The 14,832-nt window shown below is 58.9% G+C and carries 15 protein-coding genes and 2 tRNA genes; 6 read left to right on the plus strand and 11 right to left on the minus strand.

All coding sequences use genetic code 11. The features are described from left to right. Window positions 1–250: 250 nt before the first annotated feature. Window positions 251–2,047 carry a DAHL domain-containing protein gene (locus BM300_RS10525; RefSeq protein WP_092462815.1) on the plus strand — a complete coding sequence of 599 codons (1,797 nt, stop codon included), beginning with the start codon at window positions 251–253 and terminating at the stop codon, window positions 2,045–2,047. A gap of 147 nt (window positions 2,048–2,194) precedes the next feature. Here the strand turns inward: BM300_RS10525 and BM300_RS31360 are convergent, their stop codons facing one another. Further along, window positions 2,195–2,386: a hypothetical protein gene (locus BM300_RS31360; protein WP_013693334.1), complete on the minus strand. Its 192-nt coding sequence runs from the start codon at window positions 2,384–2,386 to the stop codon at window positions 2,195–2,197. 103 nt (window positions 2,387–2,489) lie between these two features. After that, a complete protein-coding gene (locus tag BM300_RS10535) occupies window positions 2,490–3,389 on the minus strand; it encodes a polysaccharide deacetylase family protein (protein WP_092462837.1) in 900 nt (299 codons plus the stop codon). A 230-nt stretch (window positions 3,390–3,619) separates the two neighbouring features. Between BM300_RS10535 and BM300_RS10540 the strand changes: the two genes are divergently transcribed. The 3 genes from BM300_RS10540 to BM300_RS10550 all read left to right on the plus strand — a co-directional run bounded on the left by BM300_RS10540 (window position 3,620) and on the right by BM300_RS10550 (window position 4,804). After that, complete coding sequence (locus tag BM300_RS10540) at window positions 3,620–3,874, plus strand: DUF6555 family protein (RefSeq protein ID WP_063321314.1); 255 nt, start codon at window positions 3,620–3,622, stop codon at window positions 3,872–3,874. A gap of 152 nt (window positions 3,875–4,026) precedes the next feature. Further along, a complete protein-coding gene (locus tag BM300_RS10545; RefSeq protein ID WP_063321315.1) occupies window positions 4,027–4,257 on the plus strand; it encodes a hypothetical protein in 231 nt (76 codons plus the stop codon). A 121-nt stretch (window positions 4,258–4,378) separates the two neighbouring features. Next, on the plus strand, window positions 4,379–4,804 hold the full coding sequence (locus BM300_RS10550; RefSeq protein WP_092224602.1) for a hypothetical protein: 426 nt from the start codon (window positions 4,379–4,381) through the stop codon (window positions 4,802–4,804). A 25-nt stretch (window positions 4,805–4,829) separates the two neighbouring features. On the opposite strand, the gene BM300_RS10555 is transcribed toward BM300_RS10550, so the two are convergent. Continuing rightward, window positions 4,830–5,057 carry a PLD nuclease N-terminal domain-containing protein gene (locus BM300_RS10555; protein ID WP_014338117.1) on the minus strand — a complete coding sequence of 76 codons (228 nt, stop codon included), beginning with the start codon at window positions 5,055–5,057 and terminating at the stop codon, window positions 4,830–4,832. An 88-nt stretch (window positions 5,058–5,145) separates the two neighbouring features. Continuing rightward, window positions 5,146–5,331: a hypothetical protein gene (locus tag BM300_RS10560; protein ID WP_003201747.1), complete on the minus strand. Its 186-nt coding sequence runs from the start codon at window positions 5,329–5,331 to the stop codon at window positions 5,146–5,148. 285 nt (window positions 5,332–5,616) lie between these two features. Here BM300_RS10560 and BM300_RS10565 point away from each other — a divergent pair, with 285 nt between their 5' ends. Continuing rightward, window positions 5,617–5,979 (plus strand): NUDIX hydrolase, encoded by a 363-nt coding sequence (locus BM300_RS10565; RefSeq protein ID WP_092347992.1) that lies wholly within the window; start codon window positions 5,617–5,619, stop codon window positions 5,977–5,979. Between the two features lie 128 nt (window positions 5,980–6,107). Here the strand turns inward: BM300_RS10565 and BM300_RS10570 are convergent, their stop codons facing one another. The 3 genes from BM300_RS10570 to BM300_RS10580 all read right to left on the minus strand — a co-directional run bounded on the left by BM300_RS10570 (window position 6,108) and on the right by BM300_RS10580 (window position 7,147). Further along, window positions 6,108–6,575, minus strand: a complete 468-nt coding sequence (locus tag BM300_RS10570) for a hypothetical protein (protein ID WP_092143638.1) — start codon at window positions 6,573–6,575, stop codon at window positions 6,108–6,110. A gap of 218 nt (window positions 6,576–6,793) precedes the next feature. Beyond that, window positions 6,794–6,880: transfer RNA gene (locus BM300_RS10575), tRNA-Leu, on the minus strand. 193 nt (window positions 6,881–7,073) lie between these two features. After that, window positions 7,074–7,147, minus strand: a tRNA-Cys gene (locus BM300_RS10580). A gap of 392 nt (window positions 7,148–7,539) precedes the next feature. Here BM300_RS10580 and BM300_RS10585 point away from each other — a divergent pair. Then, window positions 7,540–8,319, plus strand: coding sequence for a TSUP family transporter (locus tag BM300_RS10585; protein ID WP_092143641.1), 780 nt, complete (start codon window positions 7,540–7,542; stop codon window positions 8,317–8,319). Here the strand turns inward: BM300_RS10585 and nudC are convergent. The 4 genes from nudC to BM300_RS10605 all read right to left on the minus strand — a co-directional run bounded on the left by nudC (window position 8,287) and on the right by BM300_RS10605 (window position 14,806). Continuing rightward, window positions 8,287–9,117 (minus strand): NAD(+) diphosphatase, encoded by an 831-nt coding sequence (gene nudC / locus BM300_RS10590; protein ID WP_063321342.1) that lies wholly within the window; start codon window positions 9,115–9,117, stop codon window positions 8,287–8,289. The two genes, BM300_RS10585 and nudC, sit on opposite strands and share 33 nt — an antisense overlap. 6 nt (window positions 9,118–9,123) lie before the next feature. After that, window positions 9,124–9,936 carry a crotonase/enoyl-CoA hydratase family protein gene (locus BM300_RS10595; protein ID WP_092462817.1) on the minus strand — a complete coding sequence of 271 codons (813 nt, stop codon included), beginning with the start codon at window positions 9,934–9,936 and terminating at the stop codon, window positions 9,124–9,126. 293 nt (window positions 9,937–10,229) lie between these two features. Next, entirely contained in the window at window positions 10,230–11,705 is a 1,476-nt protein-coding gene (locus BM300_RS10600; protein WP_092143651.1) for an efflux transporter outer membrane subunit, read from the minus strand. Further along, window positions 11,702–14,806 (minus strand): efflux RND transporter permease subunit, encoded by a 3,105-nt coding sequence (locus tag BM300_RS10605; protein ID WP_092462819.1) that lies wholly within the window; start codon window positions 14,804–14,806, stop codon window positions 11,702–11,704. The genes BM300_RS10600 and BM300_RS10605 overlap by 4 nt, the downstream gene beginning before the upstream one ends. Window positions 14,807–14,832: the final 26 nt, after the last annotated feature.

Raw genomic sequence — 14,832 nt, forward strand, 5'->3', positions numbered from 1 at the left:
TATCCGGCCGCGCCTGCTTCACTGCGGCGCGCTGCGCAGCAAGCATCGCCCCTCTCGTTAGCGCTACACTCAGCCATGAAACCGACGTTCATCGTTAGCAGGGAGCTCAACGTGTACCCAGGCCAAAGCAAACCGGCACGCCACCCCCGCACGACGTTTACTTTTCCCCCTTCCGGCTCCCCCTCGAGCCTCTCTCCGCCCTCGAGCATTCACCGACTCCTTCGATAAGCGCCCTGAACAGGAGAATAGCGTGACCACTATTATCAAAAAATATAAATGGCCCGCCCTATTGGCCATCGCGCTTGTTGTTTTTTCGGCTCTGATATTCTTTTTGATCAAGTCATATACGTACGACTCATCGACCTACTTCGAATCCCGCGACTTCATTCGCCAGCTCAAGCAAGCCGACGCAAACTGGAACGTCAAGATCCTCAGGAAAAAGATCGGCATGAACAACAACCTGTCCTTGACACCGCCACTCGAGGCCGGCAGTCGATGGGAGCAGTTGGAGCAGCTCAATAACGCTGGCCCACTGGCTGTTCTTTGGGCATCCAGACGCAACGGCTACGTGGACGCGGTCAAGAACAAAACGGTGCTGGTCGATCAATTCCAGCAACACAACGCCAATCTACGCACCGCCCTGGATGCGTTGCCGATGGTCGAGGATGGTATTCAAACCTTGCTCGACGGGATGAGCGCCGAAAGCCCGACGGAACATCTGGCAACAGCTTCCAATGTTCGTGAGCTGACGCTGACGACGCTGGAGTACGCACTTTATGTCACCTCGGACAAAGCCGAGGAAGTGCAGCGCCAATTGAGTGATCTGGAAAAATACGTCGATCAACTGCCTGCGACCAGCCAGCCCCTTTTCATTGCCCTGACCCAGCACGTCAAATCCATTATCCAGGAACAACCGATCGTCAATGATCTGCTGGATCGCATCAGCGTGATTCCGGTGGCCCAGGAACTGGACAGCATCACCGAGCTATTGAACGAGACCCAGCGCAGGACCGCCGCTGCGGACCGTCAATACCATATCTACCTGGGCGCGTGTGCCAGCCTCATGGCGCTGTTGATGATCTACCTGGCGGTGCGACTGGTTCGCAGCTACGCCGTCATCAACCAGATCAACCAGCAACTGCAAACGTCCAATGAACGGCTCGAAGAGCGCGTGCAGGAGCGCACCCGAGAACTGATGGAGGCAGAACGCGAACTGGTAGATGCGGCCCGAATGGCGGGCATGGCCGAAATCGCCACGAATGTGTTGCACAACGTCGGGAATGTGCTGAACAGCGTGAACATTTCAGCCGAACTCGTCACCCGCAAGTTGAGGAACAGCAAGACGATCGGGCTCACCAAGGCGGTCAAAATGATGAATGAACATGCCAAAGATCTTGGCCAGTTCATCACCCATGATGAAAAAGGTCGGTTGCTGCCGCGTTATTTCAACGAACTGGTCGACTCCATCGCCGCAGAACAAGCAGTGCTTATCGATGAGCTGGCGCAGTTGACCAAGAGCATCGATCACATCAAGGAAATCGTCACCACTCAACAAACCTATGCAGGGGCAGCCAGGCTGATCGAACCGCTCAATGTCAGCGATCTGTTCGAAGATGCGCTACGCATGAACTCGGGCGCGCTCAGTCGGCATCACGTCACCGTCATCAAGGAGTATCAGGACGTTCCTGCGATCATGGGCGACAAGCATAGGTTGCTGCTGATCCTGATCAACCTGATCAGCAACGCCAAATTCGCGATGTCGCACATCAGCGAGCACCCACGGGAGATGACCCTGGGGATCCGCATCCTCGACGAAACGACACTATGCCTCAGCGTCAAGGACCGAGGCGAAGGCATTTCCCCGGAGAACCTGGCCCGCATCTTCAATCACGGTTTCACGACCCGCAAGGACGGCCATGGGTTTGGCTTGCACAGCTGCGCCCTGGCGGCGGTTGAAATGAATGGCCGCCTTTATGTCCATAGCGACGGACCGGGGCAAGGCGCTCTGTTTACCCTGGAAGTCCCGTTGGAATTGGCCCGCGCCTGATCATCGTGACGGGCGCAGGCTGGCCCGCCGGCATCGCGAGCAAGCTGCTCCCACAGGGGATTTTTGGTGAACAGCCGGAAAAACTGTGGGAGCTTGCTCGCGATAGCGGTGTACCTGTCACCGAGAGAGTGGATGTACCGGCCCCCTCTATTTCGTGTTTACAGGCCGGCCACTACGGGCTCTTCGGGTCGGCAACGCGGCGGCGTAGGCCAGCGCTTCCTCACGGGAAGCAAAGGAACCCAACCGGTCAGCCTGGGTGCAGACCCTCCACGGGCCGCTGTTTACGCTAAGCACGTCATAACCGTTGATGTGCATTTTCGTCAGCATTGCAGTACTCATTGGTCACCTCCGACTTTAACCAAGGGTGCACGGCCTACCATACACGCGGATTGCGCTGGGCGGCCAACCGAACGTCGCGACACCCGCCGCATTCGTGGCGCTCTCAGTGGGAAGCCGAATCCCACAACCAGTCCCACAGCCCCGGCAAATGCACGGGCCCAGCGCTGTGATCGACCGTCCGAGCCAAGGCCGCTCGCTCCAGCGCCTGGTGGTCATCATAGAACGGCTTGGCGTCGGTCCTCACGCCGGTAGCCTTGGCACTCTCGAGCAGGATTTGCAGGTATTCGCGAGCATGCCGGGCGGTATAACGATTGATGTCGTGAAACGTCACCACCACTGGAATAACCCCATCCACCGCTGGCAGTTGCCCGGCGGCGATGCGCTCGCGCACTTCGGAAAGTTGCCGGGTCAGGTTGATCCGCCGCCGCGGGCTCATCGTGATGCCCCAGACTTTGCCGTCATTAGCACTCAGGTCGGTCAACAGAATGTGCAGGCCATGCTGTCGGTAGGCGGCCGCAGTGCGCTTGTCGAAGCTCCAGAATGGCGGCCTCACCAAAATCGGTGCCGCACCGCTAATGGCAGCGATGTCGCTCCCACCATTGTTGAGCGATTGCTCCAGCTCATCAGGGCTCAGCGACCGGTGATTGGTGTGCCAGTGGGTCGCCGTATGAAAGGCCAGCACATGGCCTTCCTGCTGTTCACGGCGCATGACCGAGCGGCCAATATCACTGCCACCAGCACGTGGTGCGCGAGTCTGCAGGAAAAATACCGCCTTGATGCCGGGCTGTACCGGATTGTCTGCGAGTGCGTCGAGCACCTCCAGGCTAGGGTTCCAGAAAGACGAGGCACTGGGACCATCATCGAATGTCAGCAGGAAACGGATCGGGGGGTGTTCGCGCAAACGTTGCTCGGTTTGCGGCGTCAGTTCGATGGGGGCGCCAATGCAACCCGACAAACCGATGGTGAGGGCTGCGACGAACAGCACCCTGGCGATGTTTTTCATGTCTTGCCTTTTGTTGATGCCGCGCTGCGTCGCCTTTGATCCCTGGCCTACGGTGTTGAAGCTCACCTTGGAGAAGGGTAACCGGGTTTGGTTCCTTGCCGCGAATTCCGACCGCTTTGGTATTGCTCCGTGCTCGAGCCTGGGCGGTATTAATTTGACCGTCTGGAAATTCGATGGAATTTTCCGCATGCCTTTGTATCCATCCGTATAGGACTAATTAGGGAGGATTTATGGGCGGGCCATCGCTTTACATCATCGACTACATGCTCCATGGCGAACCCAAGTCATTCATTATTCGCGCAGAAGCGATGAATAACTCCGAGGCTTGGCATTGGGCCAGTTGCGACGCGGGGGTCGGGCGCATACCGAAATTCGGGAGAGAGAAGGTCAAGCGGGTCTCCAAGCCCCTGGCTGAAAAATACGGTATTACCGACGTGCGCTGGCGGGCGAGCGTCACGCCGTCCTGGGTCAAGGAGTCCAGCTGACATCATTGGCATTGTTTGCGACGCACCGGCTGTCTAGCCGGACGCCGGATTCTTCGACAGACCTGAAATAACTCAACTACGCTTAAACCACGGCACAGCCCGCCCCTGGCGGGTTTTGTGCTGCCTCATCAACCCCTGAATGGAGGTGTGACATGTCCGAAAAAGAGTCCATCACCACCCTGCTCACCTTGCTCGAATCGCGTCAGGCCCGGCTCACGGCAGCCTGCAAGGAAATCGCCGACTGGGTCGACCACCAGGGCGGGCATCCCACCGCAGTGCGCATCCGGGACCGGCTCAACGACATCGACAAAGATGCCCCGTCGATCCAAAGCGCGCTAATGTCGCTCAAGCCTGCTGAACCCCCTCTGCCCAAGTTTCGCTGACGCGCTGCGCCAGACCTGTTTCTCCCTGAGTTCTACCGGCTGGAAAACTGATGGAACGCGGGCTTTTTTTGCACCTCGAAATTGATAGGCACCGGTGCAGAAACCGCAAAGGGAGAAACTCATGAATGCCAGAATCCTGCTATTGATCGTTTGTGCGAGCCCCGTCGCCGTCTTCGCCCAAGGCTGCGATGTCATCACTCGATCCCAGAGCCAGGCCGTCCCAGTCATCGAAAGCCACAGTTGCTACGAATACAAAGGCATGCCCGCGGAAACCCTCGATTGGTCTTGCAGCAATGAAAGCAAAGGAACGCTCACGACCCAAAAGCGTAAAGTCGAGCGTTGTGCCGAGGGATACGTGGCGACATGCCAGGCGAAGCCGACCCAGGAAGCGTTGGCCAACCCGCACTCAACCAGCAAGGACAAGCGCGGTGGGTCGGCCACTCTTCCCGATAATGCAAAATTGACGTGGTACTACTACGGTATCGAGCAGTTGCAGCAGGCCCAGGAAGACTGCGAAACCACCGGCGGCAATTGGATAAACCATTGAGGTGGCTCCCACAGCCTCTTCCTGGCTAGCCCTTGCTGTGCTCCGGCGATGAAGGACCTTCCTTGACCCCGCGAGGCCCGGCTACGCCCCAAATGACCAGGCCTAGCACTGGCAAGATGATCAGCAGCAGGGCCCAGCCAGCCTTGGTGCCGGCCGACTTGTCGCTTCGAAAGACACTGACGATCGCCCACAAATCGACGAGCAGCAAAAGCACCGCAACAGCGATCCAGAAATAACTGGCTAATTCAGACATGGCTTAATCCTCTTGTCGGTTCAAGGATTAGGCAGAGCCGTTGAGGCGCCGTTCAAAGAATTTGCACCCTCAAGATGCGCATTGGCGGCTATCCCCGCTCGTTCAGATAAGCGACCCACTGCTCATAGGCCTCATGTTGACGCTGGACCGCCTCATCCCAAGTCGATCCACTCATTTGATGAACACATATGAGTTTCATCATTTCCGATGTCGCCGTATCGAGCTCCACCAGGAGCTCATGGGATTTGATCTTGAAGTCTTCAACGGTGGTCATTTCTCGCTTCCTTCCCCTATCGGGGCCGGCCAATGCACCCAACATGGATTCATTTTTTTGAAGCTGATTCATTTGAGGCGATAACCGGTCGAAAACCTAGTGCTAGTGGTCGGAGAGATGGATTGGAGCGATGGCAGGCACGAATAAGCTCAGTCTTCTCCGCTCCGTCGCGGTCGTATTGGATAAGACCTTGAAAAACTCGATATTTGAACGAAGCAGCTAATGCCAGGCTCAAATATTGCAGATATATTTCACTTTAATGACAGTCACAGATCGAGCACGGCCATGAAAATTCGAGCGACCGTCATCTGCGAGGAAAATCGCCATGTCCTCCTGGTTCGTAAAGCCAATAGCCGCTGGGCGTTGCCGGGCGGTACCGTCGAGCGCGGGGAATCCCATGCCGGGGCAGCCATACGGGAGTTGGCAGAGGAAACCGGCCTGGACGTCGAGAACCTGCTCTACTTGATGCGAATCAGTGACGGGCAGACCGAACATCATGTGTTCGAAGCATCGGTCAGCGACTCGACGGCGGCCAAGCCACAGAATGAAATCAGCGATTGCCTTTGGCACCCGCTGGACGCCATTGCCCAACTGCAAATGAAAAAGGGAACGCGGGACATTCTCGAAGCTTTTCGGCGGCGGTTGTGAGGCGCCGGCACTGATGATCAACGCCGAATAGGTTGCATGAGATAAATCATGCAACCTATTGTTTTATAAGTATTAGATGATCAGAAAATGCCTGAAAACCTGCCATCAAGCCACTGGGGACAATGGGCTCACTTTTTCTGCCAGGCGGTGCTGATCGGATTGACCACGGTATTTTTTTCCTGCGTATAGGTCCCATTCTGCTGGGCTATCGCCTCGCCAGTGTCGACAATTGCGTTCTGGATAAATACGTTTTGTTCATCACCTCGAATAAAGGTGAGTTGGTGATACGCCGTTTTATTTCCCCAATCCGGGGAAGGCAGGGAAATGAACTTCACGGTGTATGTCTCATCGGTGTGTTGGCCCTGCAAGACGTAGACACCGTAATGATTTTCTCCCTGAGAGATGATCTTGTACAAACCGTTGCTGTAGTAATAAATTTCCGCATCGGGAAAAGGCTTCTTATCGTACATTTTCCGATAGTGCAGAACCTGCTTGACGGTCGGCTCGCCAAAGTCCACAGCCAGCGATTTCCCATCAACGGAGGTTGTCTCCCCAGCGTATACAGCGCTGCTGCTCATCAAGGCTAACAGACTCATCGTTGCGATTGTTTTCACTCGTTACCTCTCCATGGTAAAGGATTAGCGTAATGGGCAAGGCCTGGAGGATATGACCCCCTTGCTAATCTCGACGCCGAGTGTAAGGGCTTGTGCTTGAAAACACCCGCAGGCTTGGACTCCGTTTCTGCAGCAATTTCCAGAAGCAGAAACGAACAAGGGTTTGCATTAGCTTTCGCTCGCAAACCCTTGATTTTAGATGGTGCCCGAAGCCGGAATCGAACCGGCACGCCCTTACGAGCGGGGGATTTTAAGTCCCATGCGTCTACCAGTTTCGCCATTCGGGCGGTAGCGCGGTTAGCCATGGAAATATCGGCAAAATCCAATGGCCGATGTTCTGGCTGGTGCAGCAAGAGGGGGGAATATATACATCCCTCCCCCGCGAAGCAAGGTAGCTCATGTCCTTTTCAATACAAAAGCTTTCAATGCTTCGAAATAAAAAAGCTCCGTAAATCATAGATCTACAGAGCTTTTTAAAAGTGGAGGCCGAAGTCGGAATCGAACCGGCGTAGGTGGATTTGCAATCCACTGCATAACCATTTTGCTATTCGGCCTCAGAACGCTTGATGCGATGCTGCCACATCAACCGCAGTACAAACTGATCAGGAAACAAGCCACCTACTCGGCGCTATCTCCTTGAAAACATTGAGATTTTTTACGTCCCAGTGCGTTCGATGGGCGCAATTATGTACTCATTTGCCTAGGCTGGCAACCCCTTGATTTCAAAAAAAAATCGCCCAGCGGTCTCGGTGTGCCAGGCAGATATCAGAAGCCTTTTGGGGCTGCTGCACAGCCCTGGGTGAGCAGGCTCCCTCGTTACGGGGATTTGCGGGGTTGTGAGGTCTACGGTGCACCGCCCAACCGGCTGTCGCAGCCCTGCACCATTATGGGTAACATACCGGCCTTCCCCGCAGCCCTTCTGCGACCTGCTAAATAAGCCTATTCCATGCCTTTTGAACTCAGCGTTGACCTCACTACCCTCGCTATTCTTGCTGTTGTCGCATTCATTGCCGGTTTCATCGATGCCATTGCCGGTGGCGGTGGGTTGCTGACCACGCCAGCCCTGCTGACGGCAGGCTTGCCGCCTCATCTGGTCCTGGGGACCAACAAACTCAGTTCGACCTTCGGCTCGGCGACGGCCAGCTTCACCTTCTACAAGCGCAAGCTGTTCCACCCAAGGCAGTGGACTCATGCCCTCGTCGGCACTCTGGTCGGGGCCCTGACCGGCGCCATCGTCGCCCATTACTTGCCCGCCGAGTGGCTGAACAAGATGCTGCCGGTGATCGTCTTCGCCTGCGGCCTGTATCTGTTGTTCGGCGGCACGCCCAAGGCACCGCTGGACAGCGATGCACCGATCAAGAAGACATGGCAGTCGCCCCAGGGCTTCAGCCTGGGTTTCTATGACGGTGTGGCCGGGCCGGGTACGGGGGCGTTCTGGACTGTGAGCAGCCTGCTGCTCTACCCCATCGACCTGGTCAAGGCCAGTGGCGTGGCCCGTAGCATGAACTTCGTCAGCAACATCGCGGCACTGTCGGTGTTCATCTTTTCCGGGCAAGTGGATTGGGTCATCGGCCTGAGCATGGGCCTGTCGGTGATGATCGGCGCGTTCTTCGGCGCTCGCACCGCCATCAGCGGCGGTGCGAAGTTCATCCGACCGGTGTTCATCACCGTGGTGCTGGGCTTGACCGTACGCCTAGCCTGGCAGCACTGGTTCAGCGTGGCCTAAGCGCCGCGCCACATACAGATCGATCAGGTAGCGGGCGATGGAGCGCGAGGCCGGCAATGGTGGCAAGTCATGGACGTTGAACCACTGGGCGTCCTCGATTTCATCTTCCTGGGGCACAATGTCGCCACCAGCATATTCAGCGTGGAAACCGAGCATCATCGAATGGGGGAACGGCCAGCACTGGCTGCCCATGTACTGGATGTTCTTCACCTCGATACTGACTTCCTCGCGAACCTCGCGCACCAGGCAATCCTCGGCCGATTCGCCAGGCTCGGCAAACCCCGCCAGGGTGCTGTAGACGCCCGGGACGAAACGCGGCGAACGGGCCAGCAGGACTTCATCGCCGCGAGTAATCAACACGATCATGCTCGGTGATATCCGCGGATAGTGCCGCAGCTCACAGGCATCGCAATACATGGCTCGTTCCAACGGAATCTGACCCATGCGCTTGCCGCAACTGCCACAGAAACGATGTTCGCGGGCCCAGGTGCCGATCTGCGCGGCATAGCCCAACACTTTGTACAGCGTGTGGTCATCCTCGAGCATGAACGCCCGCAGGCCTTTCCAGTTACAGCCTGGGATGTCCAGCGAGCTGTGCAATTCCAGCAGGTAGACCGGCTCGCCATCCAGGTGACCGATGCCGTGCTCGGCGAGGACCGACAGGTCTTGGCGCTTGAGCCATTCGCGGGGAAACAGCGCGCCGTTGTCATCGAACAGAAAGCCCTCAGGGCTGCGGGCGACGGCCCAGCCGCCAGCAAGAGCGGTATCGAGTACTGCGGTGGTCCAGCGTGAAATCATGGTCAATCAATCCTGAAATTCAGGTTTCTGTTTGCTCATATGGGCGGCCATGGCCACGCGCAGGTCGGTCGATTGCAACATGGCGGCATTCCAGGTGGCGACGTATTCCAAACCGTCGTCGATGCGGTGGTCGCGCATGTAGCTGATCATTTCCTTGGTGCCGGTCACGGCAATCGGCGACTTGGCGGCGATCTCCCGGGCGATGCCCATCACACCGTCGAGCAGGCTGGCGGTGTCACTGTAGACACGATTGACCAGGCCGATGCTGCGCGCTTCGTCGGCTCCGAAGGTGCGCCCCGTATAAGCGAGTTCACGCAGCATGCCGTCCCCGATGATCCGGGGCAAGCGTTGCAGTGTGCCAACATCGGCGGCCATGCCGATATCGATCTCCTTGATGGAAAACTGGGCGTCCTCGGCCGCGTAACGCATGTCGCAGGCGGCAATCAGGTCGATGGCCCCGCCCAGGCAGTAGCCCTGGATCGCGGCGAGCACGGGTTTGCGGCAGTTGTCCACGGCGTTGAACGAGGCTTGCAGTTGCAGGATCTTGCGCCGCAGCAGGCGTGCATTGCGCCCTACGTCCTTGCCCAATTCGTTGGCCACGCCCGCCAGCATCATCAGGTCTATCCCCGAGGAGAAATGCTTGCCGGCGCCGGTCAGCACCACCACCCGTACGGCATCGGTGTCGTCGATCCATTGGAAGATCTCGATGATCTCGCTCCAGAACGCGGCGTTCATCGAGTTGATCTTTTCCGGGCGATTGATCTGCACATGGGCAATGTTGTCTACAAGTTCGACGTTGAACGCTTGGTATTGCGACATGGCAGTGATCCTTTACCGGCTGAAAAGAGGCTTGAACTATAACAAGCCAGCGCGACAGGACGTAGGCAGTGCATCGGCCAAAAGCGGGACTGCTCGCCTTTCATGAAGATCGACCCGTGGCGAGGGAGCTTGTCCCGCTGGGGCGCGCAGCGGCCCTAAAACCCGGCGACACGGTAGATCAGGTTGATTGAGTGAGCTTGAGAGGGGCTGCTGCGCAGCCCAGCGGGAGCAAGCTCCCTCGCCACAAATGCATCTCGGCTCTTAATACCGTGCAGCATTATCGGCTCGACGGCTTACTCATCCGTCTTTAGCTGCCCATCCCAACCACCCCCCAACGCCGCAATCAACTGCACGCTGGCGATCAGGCGGCTCTGTTGCAGGCTCAGCACGCTGCGTTCGTTGCTCAGGGCGGTAGCCTGGACGGTCACCACATCGAGGTAGGCAATCAACCCGGCCTTGTACTGGTTCTGCGTCAAGCGCAGGGATTCGCGGGCGGCGTCGAGGGCTTCCTGGCGCACGCGGGCTTCGTCTTCCAGCACTTTGAGCTGGATCATGTAATTTTCCACCTCGCGCAAGCCGTCGAGCACGGTCTGGCGATAGGTGGCGACGGTCTGATCGTAGGCCGCGACAGTACGGTCGACCTCTGCCGAACGCTGGCCGCCATCGAACAGCGTCATCGCCAGTTGTGGCCCTACCGACCAGAACCGGTTCGGCACGCTCACCCAGTTGTCGTAGGTACTGCTGCTGTAGCCGCCACTGAGGCTCAGGGTCAGGTCCGGGTAATACGCGGCCTTGGCGACCCCGATGTTGGCGTTGGCGGCCATCACCGAACGTTCCGCCGAGGCGATATCCGGCCGGCGTTCGAGCAGTTGCGACGGCAGCGCCACCGGGATCTGCGGCAGCGACGGGATGTCCTGGGTCTCGGCCAGGTTGAACTCGGCCGGCGGCAGGCCGACCAGTACGGCAATGGCGTTTTCAAACTGGGCCCGTTGCCAGATCAAGTCGATCAGGTCGCCCTGGGTGGTCTTGAGCTGGTTTTGCGCCTGAGCCACCGCGTCCTTGCCGGACACCCCGGCGCGGTACTGGTTTTCGGTCATTTTCAGGGAGCGCTGATAGTTGTCGACGGTGGTCTGCAACAGGCGCTTCTGTTCATCGATCACCCGCAACTGCAGGTAGTTCTGCACCAGTTCCGATTGCTGGCTCAGGCGCATCGCCGCCAGGTCGGCAAAACTGGCTTGGGCGCTTGCCTCGTCGGCTTCCAGGGTGCGGCGCAACTTGCCCCATACGTCCGCCTCCCAGCTGACACCGGCCTGGGCGCTATAGGTGTCGCGAATGCCGCTGGACGAACTGCTCAGGCTCGAACTGCTGCTACCGGTGCCCTGACTGGAGCGGGTCTTGCCGACGGTCAGGTCCACGGTGGGGAAAAATGCGCCACGGGCGTTGCGCACCAGCGCCCGGGCCTGCCGGTATTGGGCGTCGGCCTGGGCCACGGTCTGGTTGGACGCATTGAGCTGGTCCACCAGACCATTGAGTTGCACATCGCCGTACAGCTCCCACCAGGCACCCCTGGCCATCGCATCGCTGGGGTTGGCCTGGCGCCAGCCCTGGGCCTCCTTGTATTGCACCGGCTCGGCAGCCTGGGGACGTTGATAATCCGGGCCGACGGCGCAGGCACTGAGCATCGCCACGCAGAGCACCAGGCTCAGCACCCGCGAACCACGGGCGGTGGCCAGCGTTGCGGCAAGATTGAAAGGCGAACGGTCGGTCATAGCGGAGTTTCCAGGGCAGCATCAGTGCGCACACCGCGCCAGCGATTGAAGCGATGGCGCAGCTTGTCGAGATAAAGGTAAACCACCGGTGTGGTGTAGAGCGTCAGAACCTGGCTGAACACCAACCCACCGATGATGGTCAGGCCCAATGGCTGGCGCATTTCCGAGCCTTCGGCGGCGCCGAGCAACAGCGGCAAGGCACCAAGGATCGCCGCCAGCGTGGTCATCAGGATCGGCCGCAACCGCAGCAGGCAAGCGCTGCGGATCGACTCCAGTGGCGTCTGCCCGGCACGTTCGAGTTGCAGCGCCAGATCGATCATCAGGATGGCGTTTTTCTTCACCACGCCGATCAGCAGGAACAGCCCCAACAGCGAGATCAGGCTGAACTCGCCACCCAGCGCGTAGATCGACAGCAACGCGCCGACCCCGGCCGATGGCAACGTAGACAGGATGGTCAACGGATGGATGTAGCTTTCATAGAGCACACCCAACACCAGGTACACCGCCAGCAACGCCCCGAGGATCATGAACGGTTGGCTTTTCTGGGTGGCGGCGAACGCATCGGCGGTGCCGGCCATTTTCACGATGACATCCTCGGGCAACCCGAGCTTGGCAAGTGCCCGTTCGATGGCCGCGGTGCCCTGCTCCACCGTGACACCTTCGGCCATGTCGAAGGAAATGCCCTCGGACGCGAACTGACCCTCATGGCTGACCCGGTCGTCCTCCAGGCTGTTCTCGTAGTGGGCAATGGCCGACAGCGGTACGCGCGCGCCATCGGCGGTGATCACCTGGACCTGCTCGAGGGTACTCGGGTCCTGGGCATACTTGGGATTGACCTCCATCACCACCTGGTACTGGTTGAGGCTGTCGTAGATGGTCGAGATCTGCCGCTGGCTGTAGGCGTTGTTGAGCACCGCGGTGACCATGTCCATGTCGATGCCCAGGCGCTTGGCCTGGTCGCGGTCCACCACCAGCGTCACCTGCTGCGCCCCGCCGCCGTCACGAGCGTCGATGGCGGTCAGCTCCGGCAAGGCCCTGAAGGCCGCCACGACCTTGGGGTACCACGCGCGCAGCGACGCCAGGTCGGCGCTTTGCAGGATGTAGGAATACTGCGAGGTGGTCTGCTCGCGACCGCCACCGAACTGCAGGTCCTGGTCGGCCATCAACATCAACTGAGCGCCGGGGACATTGGGCATTTCTTTACGAAGGCGCTCGATGACTTTCTGTGCAGAAATATTACGCTCCTTGATCGGCTTGAGGCGCACCAGCATGAAGGCGTTGTTGGTACCGTTGTTGCCACCGATGAAACCGGCGACGCTTTGCACCGCCTCGTCCTTGAGTACGGCGCGGCGGAAGATTTCCATCTTCGGCTGCATCACGTTGAACGACAGCCCGTCATCGCCACGCACGAAACCGATCAACTGGCCGGTGTCCTGCTGCGGCATGAAGGTTTTCGGCACCACCACATACAACGCGACGTTCACGCCGATGGTCACTAGCAGGCTCAGCAAGGTCAGGCGCCGATGGCGCAGCACCCAGTCCAGGCTGGTGGCATAACCACGGACCATCCGCTCATTGAGCCGCTGGCTCCAGCGCTGCAAGCGATTCTCCTGCCCGGGCACGTGAGGCTTGAGCCAGCGGGCGCAGAGCATCGGTGTGAGGGTCAGCGAGACCACCAGCGAGACTACGATGGACGCCGCCAGGGTAATGGAAAATTCGCGAAACAGGCTCTCGATGATCCCGCCCATGAACAGGATCGACAGGAACACCGCCACCAGCGAGACGTTCATCGACAGCAAGGTGAAACCCACCTCTTCGGCCCCCCTATACGCCGCCGTCATAGGGGGAACGCCTTCGTCGATATGCCGGGAAATGTTCTCCAGCACCACGATGGCATCGTCCACCACCAACCCGGTCGCGAGGATCAACGCCATCAAGGACAGGTTGTTCAGGGAGAAACCGTACAGGTACATCACCGCAAACGTACCCACCAGCGACACCGGAACCGCCAGCGTCGGGATCAACGAGGCGCGGAAGTTGCCGAGGAACAGGAACACCACCAGCACCACCAGGGCCACGGCGATCAGCAAGGTCATTTCCGCTTCATGCAGGGTGGCCTTGATCACCGGCGAGCGGTCCATCGCCAGGTTCAGCTTGACGCTGGCCGGCAGCACGGCCTGTAACGCCGGCAGTTGGGCCTTGATTTCGTTGACCGTCTCGATGATGTTGGCCCCGGCCTGGCGGTTGATCACCAGCAACACGGCGGCATCGTTGTTGAAGAAACCGCTGTTGTAGCGATCCTCGACGCCGTCGGTGACTTTCGCCACGTCCTTGAGTCGCAGTACTGAGCCATCCTGATAACGGATGATCAGCGTTTCGTAGTCCTTGGCCTTCTCCAGTTGATCGTTGGCCTGGACCTGCCACATGCGCCGATCGTCCTCCACCGAGCCCTTGGGTCGGCGCACATTGCTATCGGCAACGGCGGTGCGCACATCATCGAGGGCCACGCCGTACTGGTTGAGCAGATGCGGTTCCAGTTCGATGCGCACCGCCGGCAACGAGCTGCCGCCGATCTGTACCTCGCCGACGCCCGATACCTGGGACAGGCTCTGGGACAGGATGGTCGAAGCCAGGTCGTAGAGCTGGCCTTTTTTCAACACATCCGAGGTCAGCGACAGCACCATGATCGGCGCCTGGGACGGGTTGACCTTCTTATAGGTCGGCATACTGCGCATGCCGCTGGGCAACAGGTTGCGCGACGCATTGATGGCCGCCTGCACTTCCCGGGCGGCACCGTTGATGTCACGGTCCAGGTCGAATTGCAGAATGACGCGGGTAGAACCCTGGCTGGAACGGCTGCTCATGGTGTTGACCCCGGCGATGGCGCCGAAGGAACGCTCCAGGGGCGTAGCCACCGTCGAAGCCATCACCTCGGGGCTGGCCCCTGGCAAGTTGGCCTGGACCACGATCACCGGGAAATCCATCTGTGGCAGCGGTGAAACCGGCAGCAGGCCGAAGCACACGCTGCCGAGCAATGTGATGGCGAAGCTCAGAAGCATGGTCGCGACGGGGCGGCGGATGAAGGGGCCAGAGAGATTCATGGGTGAGCGCTCCAGCCATCAGGCGT

It is taken from the genome of Pseudomonas sp. NFACC46-3 (genome assembly GCF_900114515.1).
In the GTDB taxonomy this organism is placed as follows: Bacteria; Pseudomonadota; Gammaproteobacteria; order Pseudomonadales; family Pseudomonadaceae; genus Aquipseudomonas; species Aquipseudomonas fluorescens_Q.

Bases quoted from the DNA above. Each gene is read 5' to 3' on its own strand.
- BM300_RS10550 (WP_092224602.1), top strand. From the start codon at position 4,379: ATGAATGCCAGAATCCTGCTATTGATCGTTTGTGCGAGCCCCGTCGCC.
- BM300_RS10570 (WP_092143638.1), bottom strand. From the start codon at position 6,575: ATGAGTCTGTTAGCCTTGATGAGCAGCAGCGCTGTATACGCTGGGGAG.
- BM300_RS10605 (WP_092462819.1), bottom strand. From the start codon at position 14,806: ATGAATCTCTCTGGCCCCTTCATCCGCCGCCCCGTCGCGACCATGCTT.
- BM300_RS10585 (WP_092143641.1), top strand. From the start codon at position 7,540: ATGCCTTTTGAACTCAGCGTTGACCTCACTACCCTCGCTATTCTTGCT.
- BM300_RS10535 (WP_092462837.1), bottom strand. From the start codon at position 3,389: ATGAAAAACATCGCCAGGGTGCTGTTCGTCGCAGCCCTCACCATCGGT.
- BM300_RS10560 (WP_003201747.1), bottom strand. From the start codon at position 5,331: ATGACCACCGTTGAAGACTTCAAGATCAAATCCCATGAGCTCCTGGTG.
- nudC (WP_063321342.1), bottom strand. From the start codon at position 9,117: ATGATTTCACGCTGGACCACCGCAGTACTCGATACCGCTCTTGCTGGC.
- BM300_RS10545 (WP_063321315.1), top strand. From the start codon at position 4,027: ATGTCCGAAAAAGAGTCCATCACCACCCTGCTCACCTTGCTCGAATCG.
- BM300_RS10595 (WP_092462817.1), bottom strand. From the start codon at position 9,936: ATGTCGCAATACCAAGCGTTCAACGTCGAACTTGTAGACAACATTGCC.
- BM300_RS10540 (WP_063321314.1), top strand. From the start codon at position 3,620: ATGGGCGGGCCATCGCTTTACATCATCGACTACATGCTCCATGGCGAA.
- BM300_RS10600 (WP_092143651.1), bottom strand. From the start codon at position 11,705: ATGACCGACCGTTCGCCTTTCAATCTTGCCGCAACGCTGGCCACCGCC.
- BM300_RS10555 (WP_014338117.1), bottom strand. From the start codon at position 5,057: ATGTCTGAATTAGCCAGTTATTTCTGGATCGCTGTTGCGGTGCTTTTG.
- BM300_RS31360 (WP_013693334.1), bottom strand. From the start codon at position 2,386: ATGAGTACTGCAATGCTGACGAAAATGCACATCAACGGTTATGACGTG.
- BM300_RS10565 (WP_092347992.1), top strand. From the start codon at position 5,617: ATGAAAATTCGAGCGACCGTCATCTGCGAGGAAAATCGCCATGTCCTC.